Origin of the sequence: Fusibacter sp. 3D3, assembly GCF_001748365.1 — a bacterium.
Lineage (GTDB): Bacteria > Bacillota > Clostridia > Peptostreptococcales > Acidaminobacteraceae > Fusibacter_A.
Map to the genome: position 1 here is coordinate 105,401 of NZ_BDHH01000007.1, position 21,229 is coordinate 126,629.

Genomic DNA, 21,229 nt, shown 5'->3' on the forward strand with positions numbered 1-21,229 from the left:
GAAATAATGAAATTAGAAGCAATGCTTCAAAAAGTAGAGAAACCGTCACGCTATATCGGTGGTGAACTCAATACTTTCAATAAGGAAATCACAAATGAGATGATTCGATTTGCATTTTGTTTTCCAGATGTTTATGAAGTTGGCATGAGCTATTTGGGACTTCAAATCATCTACAGTTTGCTCAATAAAGAAGAAGATGTATTTTGTGAACGCGTTTTTTCACCGTGGAGAGACATGGAAGAACTCATAAGAGCAAACAATCAGACCACAGTGACTTTAGAGACAAAATCTAAGTTGTTGGATATGGATATTTTAGCGTTTACATTACAATATGAACTCAGTTATACTAATATTCTCAATATGTTAGATTTATCCCATATTCCATTCTATTCTAAGGACCGCTCTTCGAATCATCCTATAATTGTTGCGGGAGGACCCTGTGCTTATAATCCAGAGCCCATAGCAGACTTTGTAGATGTGTTTTTGATCGGCGAGGGAGAGGAACAGCTGATTGACTTTATTGAGGCGTATAGGCCTTATAAAGCGGGTAAAATCACTAAGGATGAATTTCTTTTAGCAGCAGCACAAATTGGTGGCGTGTATGTGCCTAAATTTTATGAGCCTGTTTACAATGAAAATCGCATATTAGTTGATGTTAAGCGTACTGAAAATGTACCTGAAAAAATAAAGAAGAGAATTGTGAGAGATTTTGATAAGGGGTTCCAATTGGAAACGATGATCGTCCCCTTGGCGGATGTTGTTCATGACCGAGCGGTGATTGAAATATTCAGAGGCTGCACCAAAGGCTGTCGTTTTTGTCAAGCGGGTATGCTCTATAGACCGGTCAGAGAAAAGTCACCGGAAACCATAAAATCCAATATAGAAAAAATTCTTGAATCCACTGGATTTGAAGAACTTTCATTGACATCGCTGAGTACCATGGATTACAGTTCAATAGAAACACTTGTAAAAGATCTTGTGGATCGATATGAAAAAGAGAGTATTGGTGTGTCATTACCTTCTCTTAGATTGGATAGCTTCTCAGTGGATGTCGTCAAAGAAATTCAAAAGATAAGAAAGACTGGGCTGACTTTTGCGCCTGAAGCGGGAACTCAAAGATTGAGAGATGTTATCAATAAAGGCGTTTCTGCAGAAAATATTGAAACGACTTTTAAGAGCATTTTTTCGCTGGGGTGGTCACGCGTTAAACTCTATTTCATGATTGGATTACCAACTGAGAATTTTGAGGATCTTGAGGGGATTAACGACATTGCGAATCTAGGCGCTTATATCTTCAGACAAGTTAAACCAGAAGATATGAAAAAATCGGTTCAAGTGACTGTGAGTACATCCTGTTTTGTCCCTAAACCCTTTACACCGTTTCAATGGATGCCACAAAACACCGTTGAAGAATTTTATGAGAAAATTGACTTTTTGAAGTCGAAATTGATCAATAAGAAAGTGGTTTATAATTATCATGATCCGAAAACCAGTGTTTTAGAGGGTGTGTTTGCCAGAGGAGACAGAAATTTATCCAAAGTGCTTGTGAAGGCTTTTGAAATGGGTGCAAAATTTGATGGCTGGCAAGAATACTTTGATTATAAGGTTTGGATGGAAGCCTTTAAAGCTTGTGATGTGGATCCTGATTTTTATACGGTGCGTGAGAGAGCCTATGATGAGCTATTCCCTTGGGACATTATTGATCCAGGTGTTTCAAAAGCCTATTTGATTTCTGAAAATAAGAAGGCAGAACAGGGTGTTACAACTGCAGATTGTAGAGATGGCTGCACAGCTTGTGGCGTAAATGTGAATATTATAGGTGGTGCGTGCTAATGGAGACCTTGAGAATTGTATATAAAAAACAAAAGTATATGAAATTTTTATCTCATCTTGAACTTATGAAACTCTTTGAACGCGTTTTTAGATTTCATAAATTACCGCTTAAATTTTCAGAGGGCTTCAATCCTCATCCTAAAATGACTTTTGCTTCACCGTTATCGGTTGGCTTTTCAAGTCAATCGGAGATTATGGAAGTGCAAATAAATCATAAAATAGATATAGAGACCATAACACAAATGCAATTTCCAGAGGGCATAGAAATTCTCAAAGCGAAGTATGTGACAAACGAGAAATCACTAATGGCGAGTATTGATTTTTCAGAGTATATTATTCGAATTGATTTCAAATCTACTCTTGAGTTTAATGCTTATGAAGAAAAAGTGGAGAGCTTTTTAAATCAATCCGAAGTAAATTACGAGAAGAAAACAAAAAAAGGCACAATGAAAACGGTAAATGCTTTAGAGCTCATAAAAGGATTTAGCGTCGTCTTTAAAGAGGCAAATGAACTTATTTTAAGGGCCACACTGGCTTCAAGTAGTAGTGCTGGGAGTCTGAATCCAGAGCTCTTTGCAGAGTTGTTTTTAAATTTTTGCAAAAATGAAAAAGAGATTGATCATATTGAAGTGGAACGCATCAATATGTTTATGGATCAAAATAGCAGTCTTGTATCGCTTTATGAATTGTAGGTGTTAAATGAAAGCAATTGTTATAGATCAAAGCCCTATTTTAGATATTGCGGTTTCATACGATGCAGCGACTAAAGAAATACAAAACGTTATTGTTGAGAATCACCATAGGCAAAATAGTCTCGGCAATATTTATTTTGGAAAAGTGGTTCAGTTTTCGGATGAAATTGAAGGTGCGTTTGTGGACATTGGAACCTCGATGAATGGATTCTTACCTAAAAAAGAGATCTTAAGGCGTATTCCAAAAGAACAAAAGAATCTACCCCTTAATAAGTTGATTTCCAAAAATCAACTTATATCTGTTCAAGTGAGCAAAGAAGCATATCAAACTAAAGGGCCTCAGCTTACGACTGATATCTCCTTGGCTGGAAAATATGTTGTTCTATTACCTTATTCAAGAGGCGTAAAGTATTCTAAAAAAATCACAGAGAATATTCCTAAAAGCGAGATAGAAACTCAAATTTCAAGCATTGATCAGGATGACTGTGGTTGGATTGTGAGGAGCATTGTCAACGAAATTTCGGATGTAGTCCTGATTAAAAGAGATGTTGAACGCATGCATGCACTTTGGAAAAGGCTTGAGAAAATAGGGCATTTGTCAAGCAAAGTCCTCAAGGTATACGAAGCCAATGGCTTTGTAGAAAATTTATATCGACAGCTTTATGGCATAGATGTAACTTCTGTTCAGTACACGAATGCGGATCTGAAACAAGAATTACTCGATATTGGCTTTACCAAAAGTTCGATTCAGTATATAAAATCTAAAAATGCACTTTATAAAGAGATCGGGCTTAACGTTAGGGCATTTCTATTTGAAACTGTATTTAAAACAAAAGCGGGTTTTACTTTTACCTTGGATGAGCTTGAAGCCTTTACGATAATCGATGTGAATTCGGCACAGTACAGAGCACTTTCTAAAGTTGAAATGACACGTGAAGTCAATCAACAATCCGCAATAGCCATTAAGGCAAAATTAATTGCTCGAGATATCAGTGGCGTCATACTCATAGATTTTATCGATATGTTGGGTAAAGAAGAGGCTCTCTTTCTAAAGACATTAAGTGATCATATCTTTACAAAAGAAGATGATTTTCACATATTAGGCATTACAAAATTAGGTCTACTTGAAATGACGAGAAAACGTGTTAAGCCGTCTTTGCTAGATGCACTCAGTATAGATTTTAGAGAAAAGGATCTTCTGTATTGGACAATCAATGAACTGTATTTTGAACTGTTGAGACTTTCAGAGCATACGAGTACAAAGCAGGTGACTTTAGAAGTGGTTCCAGAGCTTTACTTGATTTTAGCTCAAAAACCACTTTTTAATGAAATTCCCCTTAAAGTTAAATTGATAAAAAACAACCAAAAAAAGAGTTCATATAAAATTTCTACAATATGCGAGTAATAATCTATAATAAAAGTTGACATTTCAACGTCTGTATGATAATATTATTCGGGTAGCCGCATGAAACGGGTTAACAGAAACACTTTGGTGTACCTAGTTTTGGCGAGAAAGGATAGAGGAGGTGCGATATGTACGCAATTATTCAAACTGGTGGTAAGCAATATAAGGTTCAACAAGGTGATGAGATCTTCGTAGAAAAATTAGATGTAAACGAAGGGGATTCTTACGTGTTCGAACAAGTTTTGGCAGTTTCTGGAGATGCTGGCTTAGAAGTTGGCGAAGCTGTTTCTTCTGCAAAAGTTACTGGAACTGTTGTCAAAAATGGTAAAGGCCCTAAAGTAATCATTTTTAAATACAAAAGTAAAAAAGATTACAGAAAAAAACAAGGCCACAGACAACCTTATACAAAAGTTAAAATTGAAAACATCACTTTATAGTTAAAATGATTAAAGTAGATGTAACAAAGACAAATGGATACTATTATAAGTTGAGATTGTCAGGGCATGCAAATTCCGATGAATATGGAAAAGATTTGGTATGCAGTGCGGTATCAACATTGGCTCAGACGGTAGCGAATGCTATTGAACAAATCGGGAAAGTACCGGAGAAGTCGTTGGGTCTTAAAGTTAATAATGGGCATTTGTCACTTAGTATTGAACAGGCATATCGATCTGAAACAACAAATATCATATTTGAAACTTTCATAGTCGGTATAGAAGGTATAGAAGGAACGTACCCAGAGTACGTGAAACTTAGAATAGAGGAGGTGTAAGAAGATGTTAAAAACTTTTAACTTACAGTTATTCGCAAGTAAAAAAGGTGTTGGTTCTTCTAAAAACGGTCGTGAATCTCACTCAAAGAGACTTGGCGTAAAAAGAGCTGATGGACAAACAGTAAGTGCTGGAAGCATCTTAGTTAGACAAAGAGGTACCAAGTTTCATCCTGGTAATAACGTTGGCATCGGTGGCGATGATACATTATTCGCTAAAGTAGAAGGCGTTGTTAAGTTTGAAAGAAAAGGTAGAGATAAAAAACAAATAAGCGTATACGAAGCTTAGTCTAAGATGTCCATCAGCCATGATGGACATTTTTAATATAACCCTTGAGGAGATGCCCCCCCACTTCTCAAAGTGGGGGGGGCATATGCCTAGTTCAGTGGGAGTCCAAACGCCCACTGAATGCAATCCGATAGGATTGTGCAAGTGTTACGAAGGTAGCGAAGCGGACTGAGTATACGCTTTGATCTTTTTGGGAGACTTCTTAAAGTGGGGGGGTCATCTTCCCAATTCAGCGCTCCCGCTGAGTGCAATCCGATAGGATTGCAAGGGGGTTACGAAGGTGCGAAGCGGACTGAGTATATGCTTTGATTAACTTGATAATTTGGTTTGATAAATGATAAATAATGGGTAGAATAAGAGTATGGTTCATAACCTTGCGTAGAAGAGGTGTAAAATGTTTGTTGATTTAGCAAAAATATATATTAAAGCAGGCGATGGCGGCAACGGTAAAGTCAGCTTTAGACGAGAAAAATATGTACCAGATGGTGGTCCAGATGGTGGTGATGGCGGTCGTGGTGGTAATGTTGTCGCTGTTGTAGATGACGGTATGAGAACACTCATGGATTTTAGATACAAGCGAAAATATGTCTGTGAAAACGGCGAAGATGGTGGCAAAAAGAAAATGTCTGGCAAATATGCTGAAGATTTGATCATAAAAGTGCCGCAGGGAACAATCATCAGGGATGCTGAAACTGGGAAAGTGATCGTAGATCTAAAAGAAAAAGACCAAAGTGCCATCCTCGTAAAAGGTGGCCGCGGCGGGAAAGGCAATACGCATTTTACGACTTCAACGCGTCAAGCGCCAACATTTGCAGAAAAGGGTGGCAAAGGACATGAACGCAATATTGTTTTAGAGTTAAAGATGCTTGCAGATGTGGGTTTATTGGGATATCCCAATGTTGGAAAATCTACTTTTTTAGCTGCAACCACTAAAGCTAGACCTAAGATTGCCAATTATCACTTTACAACGCTTCAACCTAATTTAGGCGTTGTAGAAGCTGTTAAAGGAAAGAGCTTTGTCATTGCTGATATTCCAGGCCTCATTGAAGGCGCGAAGGAAGGGATTGGCTTAGGACTCGAGTTTTTGAGACATGTTGAAAGAACGAAGATATTAATCCACGTAGTTGATATTTCAGGTATTGAAGGTAGAGATCCATATGAAGATTTCTGTACGATTAACAGAGAAGTGTTTGGGTACAACGCGCGGTTATCAGACCGTGCTCAAGTTGTCGCGGCAAATAAAATGGATTTGCTATTTGATGATGAAATATTGTCAACTTTTACTGAAAAAATAGAAGCAGATGGTTATAAAGTGTTCCCAATCTCTGCGGCAACAGGATTAGGTGTCGATGCGCTTTTAAACTATGTAACAGAGCTTTTAGATGTAACTCCAGATACGCCTTTAGTCGATGAAGATGATTATTTTGTTGAAGCACTAGATTTATCAAATGATAATGAAATCAAGTACTTCATGGATGATGATGTTTATTGTATTGAGGGAGATTATCTTGAAAGATTGCTTTTTTCCACTAATCTTAGTGATATTGAATCCTTGAGAAGATTCCAAAATGTCCTTAAAAACAAAGGCGTATTTGCTCATCTTAGAGAATTAGGTATAGAAGATGGCGATACGGTAAGAATATTTGATTTAGAATTTGAATTCTATGGTTAGGAGACGTTAATGTTAACTGGAAAACAAAGAAGTTATTTAAAAAGCCTTGCCAATAAATTAAAGCCTATGGCTCAACTTGGAAAAGAAGGCATATCTGAGAGTTTTTTATCGCAAATGAATGCACTGTTAGAACATCATGAAATTGTTAAAGTCAATGTTTTAGATAACAGTTTAGAAGATGCAACAGCTGCAGCTCATGATGTTGGAAAGGCACTTGATGCAGAATTTGTTCAAGCGATTGGCAATAAATTTACGATTTATAGACAATCAAGAGAGAACCCAATATTGGAAATACCAGGGGCGGACAATACAAGAGTGAAGACTAACCTGATGAAAAAAAATCAGAAGCCTTCTGATAAAGTGCGTCTCAGTAAAAAAGGGGGGCGTATTTCTAAACCTCTTAAAGGGAAAAAATCAAGACCTAAAAAGCTTAAGTAATTAATTTAATATTTAATTCTAAATGACTGTTATTTCAAATAGCCTTGTTGGCGTTTTAAAGTAACAGTCATCCTGTTAATAGGGTAAAATTTGAGTCTATAAATCACGAGGTAGATATGATGCAAATCAAAAAAATTGGAATTATGGGAGGCACATTCGATCCCATACACTATGGGCATTTAATGCTCGCTGAGCAAATTAGATCAAGCTATGGTCTGGATCAAATTATTTTTATTCCTGTGGGGAACGCACCTCATAAGCAAAAGAATAAACCGACGGATAAAATGCACAGATATATGATGACAATCCTTGCCACAGCGTCTAATCCTCATTTCACAGTTTCAGATATTGAAATAAAAAAAACAGAGATCACTTATGCGATTGATACTATAAAAGAGCTCAAGACTTTATTGAATACCCCTGTAGAACTTTATTTCATCACAGGAGCGGATGCGATTATCTTACTCGATACATGGAAAAGTTACAAAGAACTTGTTAAATATGTAAAATTTATCGGCGCGTCAAGACCCGGTGTTGATGAGCGGCTCTTAAAAGCTAAAATTGAAGAACTTTCCTTAGAATTAGGGGCTCATATCGAACTCTGTTCTGTGCCTGCCTTGGCCATAAGCTCCACGGATATCCGAGATCGAGTGCGAGAAGGGAAGAGTATCAAGTACTTATTGCCAGAGACTGTTGAAAATTATATTTGCAAAGAAAAGATCTATCTATGTTGAGCACTTATAAGTTGAAACAGTATTTAAAATTACATTTATCCAAAAAGAGGTATAAGCATACCGTTAGAGTGGCAAAACTCGCAAAGGAACTCGCCGTGATCTATAATATCGATCCTTTCAAAGCTGAGTATGCATCTCTTGGTCATGATATTGCCAAGGAGATCAGTGATCTAGAAGCCATGGCTTATATTGACCAATATGGCATCAAATTAGATCCTGTCATTGAGCAGAATCCGAATTTGGCGCACGGGGAAATTGGCGCTATAATGCTAAGAAATCAATTCGGCTGTGAGGACTCTGAAATATTAGAAGCTGTCAAATGGCATACTTATGGTCATAAGAACATGTCTCTTCTCTCAAAGATCATTTATATGGCTGATGTTGTTGAGGCTTCTAGAACTTTCGAAGGCGTTGAAGAACTTCGAGTACTGGTAAGGGTGGATATCGATGCAGCTATTTTGAAATTTTGTGATTTAACGCAAGATTATTTTAAAAAAAACAATCAAGGCATGCATCAAAATACTTATGATATGATTGAGACCATAAAAAAGGCAGATTCATAATGACGTGCGCCAATATTTTGACATTAATTTTATAAATAACTATTGCATAAACTCAACTTTTCGTTTAGGATAGTCATATCTCAGGAGTGTAAAATGGAAAAAATGATTAAAAAAATACATGAATTATTGTTAGATAAGAAAGCGCAAGATATTGTCACCTTATCCCTTAAAGAAGTGACCACAATTGCAGATTACTTTATTGTGGCAACAGGTACTTCGTCAACTCATATCAATGCGCTGAGCGAGCATATAGAAAAAGAACTTGCAAAAGAGCATGTTTATCCTAAGCATAAAGAAGGCAAGCTTCGAGGTGAGTGGGTACTTATGGATTATACGGATATCGTCATCCATATTTTTAATAAAGAATTGAGATCCTATTATGATCTTGAACGGATTTGGAATGATGCAAAGCGCATTGAAATTTAGGGGGACAAAATATGATACATCCGATTCTTGAAAAATTTATACCGGTAGCTAAAGGTGTTGCAGAGACATTTGGTTCTAATTGTGAAGTCGTTATTCATGATTTTAGCAATCTTGACAGTTCTATTATTGCAATTTTCAACGGACATGTCACAGGAAGAACCAATGAGACACAAATGACAGATTCCATTTTAGAAAAAATTAATAAGCATCAAGAAGGCCATGACGTTTATAATTATACTGGCAAAAGCACCTTGGGAAGAGAACTTAAATCCACAACTACTTTTATAAGAGATTTAGATCAGACGATTATTGGCTGTATGTGTATCAACTTTGATATTACAGATATGTTAAGTGCACGAAATGTCATGAATGAACTCTGTAAAGTTGATGAAAACGAACTTGAGGTCATAGGTGAAGTCAACAAAGTGAATGATGTTTTATATGATATTGTCGAAAGCACGATTCATAAATTTGGAAGACCTGTGATTTATTTGACTAAAGACGAAAAAGTAAGTATTGTAAAAGATTTAGAAGAAAAAGGCGTCTTTTTAATTAAAGGGGCAATTGATTATGTTGCAAATGCTTTGCAAGTTTCAAGATATACAATTTATAATTATCTCGATGGTATTCGAGAAACTAAATAGGAGGAATGTATGTTAAAAATTATCGCAACAGAAAAAGCACCAGCAGCTGTAGGTCCATATTCTCAAGCCGTTATGGCAGGTGGATTTGTCTATGTGTCAGGTCAATTACCGCTTATTCCAGGTAAGGGAGAACTCGTAAAAGGGGACATCAAACTTGCAACAAAGCAATCTTTAGAGAATGCAAAAGCCATTTTAGAAGAAGCAGGCGCATCGTTTAAAGATGTTGTTAAGGTAACAGTACTTTTAAATGATATCACTCAGTTTGCAGATATGAATGCTGTGTATGCAGAGTATTTTACAGATCACAAACCCGCTAGAGCCGCTTTTGAAGTTGCAAATTTACCATTAGGTGCGGATGTTGAAATCGAGATGATTGCTTACATCGGATAAGCTGAGATTAACAGTAAAACTAAAAAAGAAATGCTGATGTGTAGTAATTCATGTACATCAGCATTTCTTTTTATATACTTCTATTTTGTCGTCTTTGAAGGATTCTATTTTGTCTTTTTTGTCTCAAACGGTTAAATGTCACAAGTGTACGCCATAAAACCAGCGCTAAAAAGGCTTTAAATGTCCATGAAAATATGTTTTTAACTGTAAAAAAGGCATTTTTAGGTGAGTCAAACGCTTTGGTTTCAGCAGTGATCAAGTCCTCCCCAAGGTAAGCATCCGCGGAGACAAGATTGGTTTCACAAACCAGCAAGTCGTTTAAATAATAGGAAATGCGGCCTAAAATTTCACCTTTTTCAACAGGAAGTGTAATTTGATCTTGGATGGTCTCTTGGCGGGTTAGATCAGCAACCGATATATTAGATGGCAAATCAACGGAGAGAGGTCCTTCGGTGACGAGCTGTATCGTCGTTTCTCTTTTATCCTCAAGCGTTTTTGTGGTAACGGCTTCTCCTAAATCATAAAGCTGATACGTAATGGTGCCATAGAGGCCATAATCTATCAGTTTTCTAGTATCTATATACATATTGTTGCCTTGAGATTTTATAATCACCGAAATGAAACTTCTTCCTTCTAAAGTCGCTGCGCCTACAAAGCAATGTAAGGCTTTTGTCGTATAGCCACTTTTAATGCCCGTCATAAGTTCATAGCCCTTTGTCACATTGGTATTTCTGTAAGGTATTTTTTCGTTTGAACCCGGTACACCTGGAATGAATTTATTCGTATGATTTAAAAACCTTATATCTGGTTTAACGGCATTTGCAGGAATTTCATATCGTGGGGTCATGATGATTCCTTTAAAGGTTTCATTTTGCATGGCATATTTTGCAATCATTGCCAAATCATATGACGTTGTTAAATGATCTGGATCTGGAAGTCCATGGGGATTTTGAAAATTGGAGTTCAGTGCACCCATTGAGGCTGCGCGTTCATTCATGACTTTGGCAAAGGCTTCAATGGTGCCAGAGTGTGTTTTTGCAAGTGCCTCAGCTGCATCGTTTGCACTTACCATGAGCAGGGCATGCAAAAGTTCATCGACTGTTAAGACTTCACCAGCTTCAAGTGCTATGCCACTGCCATCAACGCCTTCCATATCTTTAGTGATGGTTATTTCTTGTGTGAGCTCTAAATCCTCAAGAATGATGATGGCTGTTAATATTTTGGTTGTACTTGCTGGATACATCGGCATATTTTCATTTTTTGAAAAGAGGATTTGGCCTGTGTTTTGATCCATTAATATAGCGCTTTCTGCAACTAAGTCACTGGCCGTTAGGGTATAATCATTTTCACCTTCAGCAAAAGTGATTGCTGATATTACTATATAAAGCACTAAAAAGGGCATTATAATCGCAGTTCTAAATTTTGTGTCCAAATAAAAATGAATCATGAATCCTCCAATTGGTATATTATGGTATTTACTTTGATTATGTGATATACTGTTTTTAATAGAAAAGGGGGTAACGGCTTTGATTACAAAGAGAAAAGTGTTTATTCTTGTTTCGATGGTTATCTTGTTTAGATTTTTCAACATTTATACATCGTTACAGCACTCTATTTTATCATATAGACCAATAGAGATTCAACCCATTAAATCAAATGAAATCACAATAGATTTAAGCAATGCTGTGGCAAAGGAAACAGAAGTATTTATAAATGATCCTATAGAGCAGGATTCAAATACAGTTCACGATCCTGTTACAGATATCAATATCACTGTTGAGGCTTTTAATTTGTATACTTTAGAGGAACTCATACACTTTAAGGGGATAGGGGAGAAAACGGCACAGGCAATCATTGAATACCGAAATCAACATGGTGGTTTTACTGATTTTAAAGAACTCTTATTAGTGAAGGGGATTGGTGAAAAAAAACTAGAACAATTGTTAAATGGTAAATAATGATATTTTTATGACATCGTTTTTGGTATAATACGAGTTAGAGCGTCATAAGTCAAAAGTTGAGCAACTAACCAATACGATTAGTGCATGAATTGATGCACAGAAAGGAGGGGACACAATGGAAAATGTTAAATTGACAGCTTATACAGCCAGCGCAGGTTGAGGTGCTAAAATTGGTCCTGAGACCTTAGCACAAGTTTTGTGCGACTTACCTAAATTTGAAGATGAAGCATTATTAGTGGGGTTTGATACGTCAGATGATGCCGCGGTATATAAAATAAATGACGAATTGGCCATGATTCAAACTTTAGATTTTTTCACGCCAATTGTGAACGACCCTTATGATTTCGGACAAATAGCGGCTGCAAATGCACTCAGTGATGTCTATGCGATGGGTGGAAAGCCGACGCTCGCTATGAATATTGTGGGCTTTCCCAACTGTTTATCGCCAGAAATTTTAAAAAAAATATTAAAAGGGGGGGCTGATAAAGTAAAAGAAGCAGGTGCAATCCTCGTAGGAGGACACTCCATCGAAGATAACGAACCCAAATATGGGCTCTCTTGCACGGGCATGGTACATCCAGATCGGATTTGGCGCAATTTCGGTGCAATACCAGGAGACGTTTTAATACTCACTAAGCCCCTTGGGATAGGTGTTATTGCCACCGCACTCAAAGCGGATTTATTAAGGCAAGAAACTGTAGAAAAGGCGATCTTTAATATGAGTGAACTCAATAAATATGCAAAAGAGGCCATTGAATCTTTTTCGGTACATGCGTGCACCGATATCACGGGTTTTGGATTATTGGGACATGCGCTTGAAATGGCAAAAGGGAGTCATGTGACCATAGAGATAGAAACCTCAAAACTTGAGTTTATCGAAGAATCGAAAGAAATGGCGGCTATGGGCATAATACCAGCAGGTGCTTACAAAAACAAGTTTTTTATTCAAAAGGATGCCTCTTTTGATCAAAATGTTGAAGAGGTGATTATTGACTTGATCTGTGATCCTCAAACTTCTGGGGGCTTACTGTTTTCTATTCCCCAAGATGAAATGAGCGCTGTATTGGCTTCACTTGAAAGACATGTTAAGACGGCATATTTTATCGTTGGGAAGGTCCTAAAAAAAGAAAAACACTTTTTAAAAGTGAAATAATGCGTTAGAGTGTTAAAAGTCAAATGGTAATTTACCCATGATTAATTCATTACGATATCTTTATTAGTTTGATTATTGAGCGTATTCTTGTTAAAATAAATGAAGATACAGTAATGTAGTATTACAATTATGAGATAGTCGCTAAAAGCTTAAAGCATATTTGAAACAAAGGGACCTGATTTCTGTAGTGAGAATTTTAATAAAATAATGATTGGAGTGGCATTATGGCGGAGAAAATTTTGGTAGTTGACGATGAACCAATTCTTTTAAAGGGCTTGAAATTTAGTTTAGAGCAGGAAGGTTATGAAGTTGAAACAGCAGTTGATGGAAAAGAAGCATACGACAAAATTCTTGCCAATACGTATGATGCTGTAATTTTAGATTTGATGTTGCCAGGAATGGATGGGCTTGAGGTGTGTAAGAAAGTAAGAGAGAAGTCCATGGTTCCCATATTGATGTTAACTGCAAAAGATGATGATTCCAGTAAGGTGTTAGGCCTTGAATACGGTGCGGATGATTATATTACAAAACCATTCAACATGCTTGAATTAAAGGCAAGGATTAAGGCCATATTAAGGCGTGTTCAAGTTTCAGATCAACATTTTGCCTCTAATTTGATCAATGTTGGCGATTTCAATATCAATACTCTTGGCAGAAAAGTAGCTGTGAATGGTCAAAATGTCAATTTGACTGCAAAAGAATTTGATTTGCTGTTACTTTTGATGATGAATGAAGAACGCGTATATTCCAGAGAAGAACTTTTAGAGACGATTTGGGGGTATGAGTACTTCGGAGATGTTAGAACAGTGGATGTCCATATCAGACGGTTAAGAGAGAAAATTGAAGAAAATTCTTCTCAACCGGATTATATTTTGACCAAATGGGGAGTTGGGTACTATTTTAAGAATAAGAAAAAAAGAGTTCTTTAAAAGTATTAGGTGGAAACTTGTTTCCACCTATTTAATATTAATCGCATTTATACTCTTGCTGACGATTATTTTTATAAGAGATTATTTGATTAAATCTAACGTTTCAGAAACTCAAACAAATCAACTCGCGCAAAGCAATATTATTTCAAGTCAAATTGCACCCTTTATGAATAATGTGAACAATGCCTATACGCGCAGTTATGTTGAAGATATTATCAAGCAACATAGTCTTGATTCCAGATCAAGAGTTTTAGTGATTGATCAAGAGATGCATGTGATTTTGGATTCTTATGATGATTTTGAAAGTCAAAATCTGGACCTCGTAGAAGTAGACAATGCTTTAATGGGTATCAATTCGGCTAACATATATCGATATAAGACGGACTATATCATGTATACAGCTGTCCCTATTATCTTTCAAAATGAAATCATCGGTGTTATTTTTATGTCCGTAAATGCGGATTTTATATTTGAAAATGTTCAGAATATTTTAGATAAGTTGATCATTATTTTTTTGATTGCTTTATTTGTCTCGTTCTTCATAAGTGTTTTTTTTGCAGAAATCATTTCAACACCAATTGAGTCTTTAACAGAATCGGTTAAAAAGGTCACTTTGGGGAACTATCAGACTAAGGTTGAAGTCAAGGGAAATGATGAGATTGGTGCGCTTGGCAATGCTTTTAACTCAATGTCGGTAAAGTTGTTTCAAGTGGATGATCGGCGCAAAAAATTTGTATCGAATGTTTCGCATGAACTGAGAACGCCAATGACTTCTATGAAAATTGTCTCGGATACGTTATTATCACAAGACCATTGGGATGAAGCCATTTACCGTGAGTTTATGCAAGATATCAATAGTGAAGTAGATAGACTTAACAATATAATTGATAGTTTGCTTTATTTGGTGCGTATTGAAAAGGATGAAATTGAACTGGATTACAGCGTGACGTATGTCAATTACCTGATTGAGAAGGTCATCAAGACGATTAAACCCATTGCACAGATGAAACATATCGAGATCACTTTTATTTCTAATAATAAGATTCAGATCAATTTAGATCAAGAAAAGATGCAACAATGTCTATTGAACATTGTTGGAAATGCGGTTAAATATACACCGGAAAATGGAATGGTCAACGTTTCTTTAACGGATCGAAGAGATACCATTGCGATTTCAATTATGGATAATGGCATTGGTATACCTGAAAAAGATGTGCCATTCATATTTGACCGTTTCTATAGAGTGGATGAAGCACGTGCTCGAAAGACGGGCGGAACAGGTCTGGGTCTCTCAATTGCTCAGCAGATCGTACAGTTACATCAAGGCAGTATAGAAGTTACAAGTCATATGAATCAAGGGACAGATATAACGATTATACTGCCAAAGCATTAGGAGGACCTTATGAAATTCCCAATCAGAAGCTTTGTAATCCTCATTCTGATCGTAGCCAGTTTGATATTTGGACTCAATATCAATCGTACGTATCCAGTTGTAACGGATTCAAAGTATATATCACCAGATAAAGAGACCATTGCTTTTACGACAAAGATTTATTTTGTTTACGACCACGCGCTTCGAAGTGAAAATCGAAAAGTTGCTATACACAGCAATGATTTTGAACAAGCTGTTATCAAGGCCATTGAAGATGGCCCTAAAAATGTCAAATATAAGAGTATTTTTGATTATGATGTAGCTGTATTGTCGGTTGAATATGCCAACAATACCTGCTATCTAAATCTATCCAGTAATGTGATGCACTCAGATCTTTGGGAAAGCGATGAGCTGGATCTTTATATTTGGTCTATCGTCAATAGTCTTACAGAGATAAAACGTGTTTTTAATGTACAACTTTTGATTGACGGTGAACGTGTGGATCGAAAAGTACTTGGATACTCACTCTTAGAACCATTGCCTAAAATGGAGAGCCTTAATTATCTAAAAGAGCGTACGGCATCTGATTCGGTAATAGACTATATTGATTATATAAATTCATCCCGATTAGATCTTGCATATGATCTTTTGACCGATAGCACGAAACAAGTCTACGACTATATGGATTTTACAAAATACGCCAATACATTGAACAATGAAATCAATGGTTATACTCGGGATATGTATTTTACAAAGACCTATAATGACCGTTGGGTGATTTATGTTAAATTTGTAAAAAATTCAAGTGTTTCTGATTTCCAAGTACATTTTTATAAGAAATGGACTGTTATTTTTGTCGATGGAAATTATAAAGTTGACCTGCTGAGAAATTAAATTTAATACAATTGTCATGAGAATTTCCAATAAAAGCGACTATAATATAAGTATGTGGAGGTTCTATTTATGATGAAAAAAGTTTTGATAATAACGCTTATTTTAATGATGCTCATTTCTCAATTGTCTTTAGCGGATAATAGCGACATTCCGAAGAATCATTGGGTCAATAATTTAATAGATACACTAAAAGACGATGATATCATGATCAGCAATGAGACTATTGTTTTAGGTGGAAAAATCAAATATAAAGCATTTATCGCATGGATCAGTAGGATTGAAGAAAATGCTAAAATAAAAACACAGAGTAAAATTGAGTTTACTAAAAGTGAAACTGAGGCTTTGACTCGAATAGAGGCGGTTAAAATCAGCATCCAATATTTGGGGTTTGATTGGCTGGCGCAACAACTTAAAACTTCAAATCTCGTTTTTACGGATGTCTCTTCGGATAAAGGATATGTTCAATTAGCATTTGATTTTGGACTTGTATCTTCTGGAAAGGTGTTTAGGCCAGATGATCCATTGACTTCTGAAGAAGCGATTGCGTTCATTTATCATCTCAATAGACTTAAAAAAACGAAGATTGATAGGCTTCATTCTTATTATGCAATTAATTCTTACAGTCAACTGGATAAAGTGGCAGCATTAGATGCCTTAAGTTATGGTTGGAGTCGACTGGAAATATCTAAAGTGAATGGCGATGTGATTTTAAATTCAAGTTCTCAAAATGATAATGAATATAGAGTCCCAAGTGGTTATACCGAGGCAGTTAAAGCGGCTGATAATAATGATGTGGCTAAATACCTAATGGTAGCGGTTAAGGACGAACTCGTCTACGATGAAACTTTAAAAAAAGAATTGCCTTTAACGGAGTATATCCTAAACAATTCGGATTCGAGCTCAAAAGCGATTTCATTGATTGCTACTATGCTTGTGAAGAATAGCCAAAGAATCAATTATCAAGGTGTTTTGATTGATTTCGAATCCCTAAAAGGGCAAGAAACTGGAATAAAATTCAATTTATTTCTTTCAAATTTAAAAGTGGCACTTGAAGAAATTGACAAATCATTAATTGTTGCAGTGCATCCAGTACGAAAAGCTGGAATTGCCTATTATGATGGATATGATTATAAATCTATTGGCAGACTAGCGGATTATGTCATTTTAATGGCTCATGATTTTTATCCTAAAAAATTGACAAAAGCAGAAATGAAGTCTGGTTATACAATAACACCTTTAGTTGCAATCAATGATTTGTACTATGCCCTCAAGGGTATAACCCATAGTGAAACGGGTGTTATAGATAAAAATAAAATCATATTGCAGTTTTCTATGGATTCTGTCCAATGGAAATTGAAAGAAGGCTCAATAATTAACGAGATGCCTTATCATCCAACTTACAGTGCAATTTCGAGTAGGATTTCAAGTGGTGTAGCGATTACGTATTCAGATGGGATGAAAAGCCCCTATATTATATTTGAGGACAATGAGGATAAAACACGTAACATTGTGTGGTATGAGGATCAACGTAGCCTTCAAGCTAAGATTGACTTGATGAAATACTTTGGAATCACCAATACGTCCATATGGCGATTGGGGAGCATTGCGGATGTGTACGATCGCCCCAATGAAACGCGTCAGTATTTAAATCTTTGGGATCAATTTTTACAGAATGAATAGGGGAATGGTGCGTGTGAAACTGATTTTGACACTCTAACCTTTTAGGTAAGATATAATACGATGAAGTACGATTGTTAGCGCAATCGTACTTTTTAAAATATCGGAGGGCATTCTATGGGACAATTTCATACATTAAAAAGTTATGAAGCGGCTAAAGAGACCTTCAAGTGTGTCATAGGGGTTGCAAGAGAGCACTATAAAATATGCGAGCATCATTCGGAATCCTATAATGAAAATAAAATGCTGACCACAGAGACTGTTTATATTTGTGATTCAGATCAACCTGACAAGCTTTTGATCATAACAGCTGGAATGCATGGCGTTGAAGGGTTTGTAGGTTCAGAAATGATAAATCGAGTCATAACAAAGCACTATAAAACGATCAATGCCTCAAAAACAGCACTGCTTGTGGTTAATTTTATCAATCCTTGGGGCATGAAATATTTTAGAAGAGTTAATCAGGAGAATATCGATTTGAATCGCAATTTTCTCCAGGATCATAACGTTGTAAATCCATATTTGAATCAAGTTGACCCCCTTATAAATGCAAGCTGGCATGGAAAATGGCGCGGATTAAGCCTTATTAAGTATTATTTTACTTTGTTTAAGTGTATAATAGACAATGGTATTCTAAATACAAATCAAGCCATTTTCAGTGGACAATATGAATGCCCTCATCAGATCTATTTTGGGGGCTTAAAACCCACTTTAGAACATCAAAATGTGCTCAATATGATCACGCAGTTTTCTAAAGATTCCGTCAAGCAAGTGATTCATTTTGACCTCCATACGGGATATGGTCCTAGAAGTGAATTGTCGCTCATCAATTCCTCATACGATGCATTAAATCCTTTCTTATGGAAACGAAACTTAAAATTAGATCGTGTGGAAATTAGAGATGTAAAAGGTGATATGATTGACTATTTGTATTTGCTAGGCAAACAAAGCAATAAGGATGTATTTCATACGTGTGTTGAGTTTGGGACTTTGGGGCATTCTATTTACCACAAGTTTGAGAGCCTTAGAGTGACTATACTTGAAAATTCAATTTGGCATCAAAAAATAAAACCACAAAAGATAAAAGAAAAAATTTTAAAAAAATTTATTGGCATTTACTGTCCCAATGAAGAGAACTGGTGGCTTAAAGCTGAATCAGATTTTGATCATTTAATGGTGAATACAATATCGTATTTCAATTTATAGCATAATGAATTTAGAGAGGGGAAGTATTATAAATGAAATTTAGGCGAATTGATGACTATAAACAGTTGTTTGAGGATCAAGAATTGAAGGCTCTACTGAAGACTTGTATCTTCAATGCAACAGATGGTAAAGTACAAAATATTGCACAGTCAATTTATGCAAAGACACAGGGCCGTTTTTATGTACTCGAAGAAGACGAAATGGTTTATGGCATAATAGGGGGATCTGTGGTCGATAACGATCTTCTCATTATAAAGCACATTGCAGTACGAGAAGCGCAAAGGGGTCAAGGTTACGCTAAAAAGCTCATAAAAGAATTGACGCATTTAGGTGATTTTATGACGTTGGAAGTGGAATGTGATCATCACCTTGTCGCTTTTTATAGAGCATGTGACTTTAAATGTAGTCTCATAAAAAATGCTGATTTAACTTTAGATCAATACGCATGTGTACTCAGGATTTAAAGCATCTGTTGAGATTTCATAAAAAAAGCTGGCGTTCACGGGAACCCAGCTTTTTTGAATCTACTTTATGTTTTGGAGCCAATGGTCAATTTTTTTTCTTCGCCTCGAATCAATCGCAGTAAATTGCTGCGATGACGGTAGATCACAAATGCGCCTAGACCTGATGAAAAAATAATGATTTCAGTAGGGACAGAAAAGAGCATGCAAAGAACGGGCAATAGGACAGCACTTGTAATAGAAGCTAACGACATAAAGCGCGTAGCAAAAATAATGATAAATTGAATGACGAATAGTATTAAAAAAATCTGTGGCATCAGTATGATTAGAACACCTGCTGAGGTAGCGATCCCTTTGCCGCCTTTGAACTTTAACCAGACGGGGTAACAGTGTCCTAAAACTGCAAAGGTACCACCTACAAGGGCACCTATGTTGCCTAAAAGTAAATATCCAATCCAAGTAGGCATCAGACCCTTCAAAAAGTCGCCGATAAAGGCAAGAACCCCCACTTTTAGTCCGAGAGTTCTCACGACATTTGTGGTTCCAGTATTACCACTGCCCATCTGTCTAATATCAATTTTACTGATATACTTTGGAATTAAATAAGAAAAGGGGATGCTTCCAATAAAATAACTTATGATAGCAATAATAAATTGCATTAATAGCCTCCATGAAAATAAATTTAAGTACAACCATTATCATTTTAACATATAACCTTTTCGGTTCAAATAAGAATTTGTAAGTGTTATAATAATAATATACATCTTTATATATATTTTATGATAAAAGGGGGCAACTGTTTTGAGATATGAATTTGAATTTGATTCGTTTGAAGATTCAGTCATTAAAGGGTACAAGTGGATCGAAGATAAAACACCACTTCAAATTGTCGTTTTATCTCATGGTATGGCTGAAACGATAGAAAGGTATGATCTGTTTGCAAATTATTTGCTAGAGAGAGACATATTTGTATTTGGTCATTCTCACAGAGGACACGGAAAGACCGCGGGTTCCATAGAGCAGCTTGGACATCTTGGCGAAAATGGCTGGTTTAAAATGAAAGAAGATCTAAGGCGCGTCATAGAAATGGCTAAATCAGATTATCCAGATGCCCCCCTTGTTTTATTAGGGCATAGCATGGGATCGTTTTTGGCGAGGGATTTTATTTTAGATTACAGCTATTTACTAGAGGGGGTAATCTTATCGGGAACAGGTTATATGGATCCTTTTAAGTTAAAAGTGGCAAAGTTTTTGGCAGAGCGCGAGGGCTCAAAGATTGGCCTTCATCAAAAATCTGCATTTTTAAATCGTATTTCATTTGGTACATACAATAATCGCATAAAAAATAATACAACGGCGTTTGATTGGCTTTCACGTGATGAAAAACAAGTTCAAAAGTATATTCAGGATCCCTATTGTGGTGTCGTTCACCCTGTAAGTTTTTATATAGAATTTTTCACAAATTTGCAAAGAATACTGCATACGGATGTCTTTAAAAATCAAAAAAACAACCTTCCCATGTTGATTTTATCTGGAGATTGTGATCCAGTTGGCGCGTATGGGAAGGGTGTGAAAAAGACAAGTGCCTATTATAGTGCCAATGGCTTTGTAACCACCTTAAAACTATACTCAAAGGGACGCCATGAAATGTTAAATGAGATCAATAAAGAGGCTGTTTATAAAGACATTTGGATGTGGCTACAGGCGCTGTAGATTCTACA

General features: G+C 36.2%; 24 protein-coding genes. 22 read left to right on the forward strand and 2 right to left on the reverse strand.

Annotated elements, in window-relative coordinates; genetic code table 11:
• Positions 1 to 6 precede the first annotated feature (6 nt).
• From F3D3_RS09970 to F3D3_RS10030, 13 genes are all read left to right on the forward strand, one after another.
• Entirely contained in the window at positions 7 to 1,833 is a 1,827-nt protein-coding gene (locus F3D3_RS09970; RefSeq protein WP_069873512.1) for a TIGR03960 family B12-binding radical SAM protein, read from the forward strand.
• Positions 1,833 to 2,525: a TIGR03936 family radical SAM-associated protein gene (locus tag F3D3_RS09975; protein WP_069873514.1), complete on the forward strand. Its 693-nt coding sequence runs from the start codon at positions 1,833 to 1,835 to the stop codon at positions 2,523 to 2,525. Before F3D3_RS09970 ends, F3D3_RS09975 begins: the two co-directional genes overlap by 1 nt.
• A gap of 7 nt (positions 2,526 to 2,532) precedes the next feature.
• Entirely contained in the window at positions 2,533 to 3,930 is a 1,398-nt protein-coding gene (locus F3D3_RS09980; protein ID WP_069873516.1) for a ribonuclease E/G, read from the forward strand.
• 128 nt (positions 3,931 to 4,058) lie between these two features.
• The gene (gene rplU / locus F3D3_RS09985) at positions 4,059 to 4,367 is read left to right on the forward strand and encodes a 50S ribosomal protein L21 (RefSeq protein WP_069873519.1); all 309 of its coding nucleotides are present in this window, start codon (positions 4,059 to 4,061) and stop codon (positions 4,365 to 4,367) included.
• 5 nt (positions 4,368 to 4,372) lie between these two features.
• A complete protein-coding gene (locus F3D3_RS09990) occupies positions 4,373 to 4,702 on the forward strand; it encodes a ribosomal-processing cysteine protease Prp (RefSeq protein WP_069873521.1) in 330 nt (109 codons plus the stop codon).
• 4 nt (positions 4,703 to 4,706) lie between these two features.
• Positions 4,707 to 4,988, forward strand: a complete 282-nt coding sequence (gene rpmA, locus F3D3_RS09995) for a 50S ribosomal protein L27 (protein ID WP_069873522.1) — start codon at positions 4,707 to 4,709, stop codon at positions 4,986 to 4,988.
• A 394-nt stretch (positions 4,989 to 5,382) separates the two neighbouring features.
• Positions 5,383 to 6,660, forward strand: a complete 1,278-nt coding sequence (gene obgE / locus F3D3_RS10000; protein ID WP_069873523.1) for a GTPase ObgE — start codon at positions 5,383 to 5,385, stop codon at positions 6,658 to 6,660.
• Between the two features lie 9 nt (positions 6,661 to 6,669).
• Complete coding sequence (gene yhbY, locus F3D3_RS10005) at positions 6,670 to 7,098, forward strand: ribosome assembly RNA-binding protein YhbY (protein WP_069873524.1); 429 nt, start codon at positions 6,670 to 6,672, stop codon at positions 7,096 to 7,098.
• Between the two features lie 116 nt (positions 7,099 to 7,214).
• Complete coding sequence (gene nadD / locus F3D3_RS10010) at positions 7,215 to 7,832, forward strand: nicotinate-nucleotide adenylyltransferase (RefSeq protein WP_069873525.1); 618 nt, start codon at positions 7,215 to 7,217, stop codon at positions 7,830 to 7,832.
• The gene (gene yqeK / locus F3D3_RS10015) at positions 7,826 to 8,395 is read left to right on the forward strand and encodes a bis(5'-nucleosyl)-tetraphosphatase (symmetrical) YqeK (RefSeq protein WP_069873526.1); all 570 of its coding nucleotides are present in this window, start codon (positions 7,826 to 7,828) and stop codon (positions 8,393 to 8,395) included. Before nadD ends, yqeK begins: the two co-directional genes overlap by 7 nt.
• A 93-nt stretch (positions 8,396 to 8,488) precedes the next feature.
• Positions 8,489 to 8,821 (forward strand): ribosome silencing factor, encoded by a 333-nt coding sequence (gene rsfS, locus F3D3_RS10020; protein ID WP_069873527.1) that lies wholly within the window; start codon positions 8,489 to 8,491, stop codon positions 8,819 to 8,821.
• Positions 8,822 to 8,832: 11 nt separating this feature from the next.
• A complete protein-coding gene (locus F3D3_RS10025) occupies positions 8,833 to 9,465 on the forward strand; it encodes a transcriptional regulator (RefSeq protein WP_069873529.1) in 633 nt (210 codons plus the stop codon).
• A 9-nt stretch (positions 9,466 to 9,474) separates the two neighbouring features.
• Entirely contained in the window at positions 9,475 to 9,855 is a 381-nt protein-coding gene (locus F3D3_RS10030) for a RidA family protein (protein ID WP_069873531.1), read from the forward strand.
• 70 nt (positions 9,856 to 9,925) lie between these two features.
• On the opposite strand, the gene F3D3_RS10035 is transcribed toward F3D3_RS10030, so the two are convergent.
• Positions 9,926 to 11,302, reverse strand: coding sequence for a D-alanyl-D-alanine carboxypeptidase family protein (locus tag F3D3_RS10035; RefSeq protein WP_069873533.1), 1,377 nt, complete (start codon positions 11,300 to 11,302; stop codon positions 9,926 to 9,928).
• A 79-nt stretch (positions 11,303 to 11,381) separates the two neighbouring features.
• Between F3D3_RS10035 and F3D3_RS10040 the strand changes: the two genes are divergently transcribed.
• From F3D3_RS10040 to F3D3_RS10075, 8 genes are all read left to right on the forward strand, one after another.
• A complete protein-coding gene (locus F3D3_RS10040) occupies positions 11,382 to 11,813 on the forward strand; it encodes a helix-hairpin-helix domain-containing protein (protein WP_069873535.1) in 432 nt (143 codons plus the stop codon).
• 118 nt (positions 11,814 to 11,931) lie between these two features.
• The gene (selD, locus tag F3D3_RS10045; RefSeq protein WP_084388939.1) at positions 11,932 to 12,969 is read left to right on the forward strand and encodes a selenide, water dikinase SelD; all 1,038 of its coding nucleotides are present in this window, start codon (positions 11,932 to 11,934) and stop codon (positions 12,967 to 12,969) included.
• Between the two features lie 224 nt (positions 12,970 to 13,193).
• Entirely contained in the window at positions 13,194 to 13,898 is a 705-nt protein-coding gene (locus F3D3_RS10050; protein ID WP_069873539.1) for a response regulator transcription factor, read from the forward strand.
• Between the two features lie 85 nt (positions 13,899 to 13,983).
• Positions 13,984 to 15,291, forward strand: a complete 1,308-nt coding sequence (locus F3D3_RS10055; RefSeq protein ID WP_139132062.1) for a cell wall metabolism sensor histidine kinase WalK — start codon at positions 13,984 to 13,986, stop codon at positions 15,289 to 15,291.
• A gap of 9 nt (positions 15,292 to 15,300) precedes the next feature.
• Positions 15,301 to 16,164, forward strand: a complete 864-nt coding sequence (locus F3D3_RS10060; RefSeq protein ID WP_069873541.1) for a GerMN domain-containing protein — start codon at positions 15,301 to 15,303, stop codon at positions 16,162 to 16,164.
• Between the two features lie 69 nt (positions 16,165 to 16,233).
• Positions 16,234 to 17,844 (forward strand): glycosyl hydrolase family 18 protein, encoded by a 1,611-nt coding sequence (locus tag F3D3_RS10065; RefSeq protein ID WP_069873543.1) that lies wholly within the window; start codon positions 16,234 to 16,236, stop codon positions 17,842 to 17,844.
• A 114-nt stretch (positions 17,845 to 17,958) separates the two neighbouring features.
• Positions 17,959 to 19,047: a M14 family metallopeptidase gene (locus F3D3_RS10070; RefSeq protein WP_069873545.1), complete on the forward strand. Its 1,089-nt coding sequence runs from the start codon at positions 17,959 to 17,961 to the stop codon at positions 19,045 to 19,047.
• 32 nt (positions 19,048 to 19,079) lie between these two features.
• A complete protein-coding gene (locus F3D3_RS10075; RefSeq protein ID WP_069873547.1) occupies positions 19,080 to 19,511 on the forward strand; it encodes a GNAT family N-acetyltransferase in 432 nt (143 codons plus the stop codon).
• Between the two features lie 65 nt (positions 19,512 to 19,576).
• Here F3D3_RS10075 and plsY read toward each other — a convergent pair whose 3' ends face one another.
• Positions 19,577 to 20,167: a glycerol-3-phosphate 1-O-acyltransferase PlsY gene (gene plsY, locus F3D3_RS10080; RefSeq protein WP_069873549.1), complete on the reverse strand. Its 591-nt coding sequence runs from the start codon at positions 20,165 to 20,167 to the stop codon at positions 19,577 to 19,579.
• Between the two features lie 142 nt (positions 20,168 to 20,309).
• On the opposite strand from plsY, the gene F3D3_RS10085 reads away from it, so the two are divergent.
• The gene (locus tag F3D3_RS10085; protein ID WP_069873551.1) at positions 20,310 to 21,221 is read left to right on the forward strand and encodes an alpha/beta fold hydrolase; all 912 of its coding nucleotides are present in this window, start codon (positions 20,310 to 20,312) and stop codon (positions 21,219 to 21,221) included.
• The last annotated feature ends 8 nt before the right edge of the window (positions 21,222 to 21,229 follow it).

Bases quoted from the DNA above. Each gene is read 5' to 3' on its own strand.
- F3D3_RS10030 (WP_069873531.1), top strand. From the start codon at position 9,475: ATGTTAAAAATTATCGCAACAGAAAAAGCACCAGCAGCTGTAGGTCCA.
- rplU (WP_069873519.1), top strand. From the start codon at position 4,059: ATGTACGCAATTATTCAAACTGGTGGTAAGCAATATAAGGTTCAACAA.
- plsY (WP_069873549.1), bottom strand. From the start codon at position 20,167: ATGCAATTTATTATTGCTATCATAAGTTATTTTATTGGAAGCATCCCC.
- rsfS (WP_069873527.1), top strand. From the start codon at position 8,489: ATGGAAAAAATGATTAAAAAAATACATGAATTATTGTTAGATAAGAAA.
- F3D3_RS10025 (WP_069873529.1), top strand. From the start codon at position 8,833: ATGATACATCCGATTCTTGAAAAATTTATACCGGTAGCTAAAGGTGTT.
- nadD (WP_069873525.1), top strand. From the start codon at position 7,215: ATGATGCAAATCAAAAAAATTGGAATTATGGGAGGCACATTCGATCCC.
- obgE (WP_069873523.1), top strand. From the start codon at position 5,383: ATGTTTGTTGATTTAGCAAAAATATATATTAAAGCAGGCGATGGCGGC.
- F3D3_RS10050 (WP_069873539.1), top strand. From the start codon at position 13,194: ATGGCGGAGAAAATTTTGGTAGTTGACGATGAACCAATTCTTTTAAAG.
- rpmA (WP_069873522.1), top strand. From the start codon at position 4,707: ATGTTAAAAACTTTTAACTTACAGTTATTCGCAAGTAAAAAAGGTGTT.
- F3D3_RS10060 (WP_069873541.1), top strand. From the start codon at position 15,301: ATGAAATTCCCAATCAGAAGCTTTGTAATCCTCATTCTGATCGTAGCC.
- F3D3_RS10035 (WP_069873533.1), bottom strand. From the start codon at position 11,302: ATGATTCATTTTTATTTGGACACAAAATTTAGAACTGCGATTATAATG.
- F3D3_RS10070 (WP_069873545.1), top strand. From the start codon at position 17,959: ATGGGACAATTTCATACATTAAAAAGTTATGAAGCGGCTAAAGAGACC.
- F3D3_RS10075 (WP_069873547.1), top strand. From the start codon at position 19,080: ATGAAATTTAGGCGAATTGATGACTATAAACAGTTGTTTGAGGATCAA.
- F3D3_RS09975 (WP_069873514.1), top strand. From the start codon at position 1,833: ATGGAGACCTTGAGAATTGTATATAAAAAACAAAAGTATATGAAATTT.
- F3D3_RS09980 (WP_069873516.1), top strand. From the start codon at position 2,533: ATGAAAGCAATTGTTATAGATCAAAGCCCTATTTTAGATATTGCGGTT.
- F3D3_RS10065 (WP_069873543.1), top strand. From the start codon at position 16,234: ATGATGAAAAAAGTTTTGATAATAACGCTTATTTTAATGATGCTCATT.
- yqeK (WP_069873526.1), top strand. From the start codon at position 7,826: ATGTTGAGCACTTATAAGTTGAAACAGTATTTAAAATTACATTTATCC.
- F3D3_RS09990 (WP_069873521.1), top strand. From the start codon at position 4,373: ATGATTAAAGTAGATGTAACAAAGACAAATGGATACTATTATAAGTTG.
- yhbY (WP_069873524.1), top strand. From the start codon at position 6,670: ATGTTAACTGGAAAACAAAGAAGTTATTTAAAAAGCCTTGCCAATAAA.
- F3D3_RS09970 (WP_069873512.1), top strand. From the start codon at position 7: ATGAAATTAGAAGCAATGCTTCAAAAAGTAGAGAAACCGTCACGCTAT.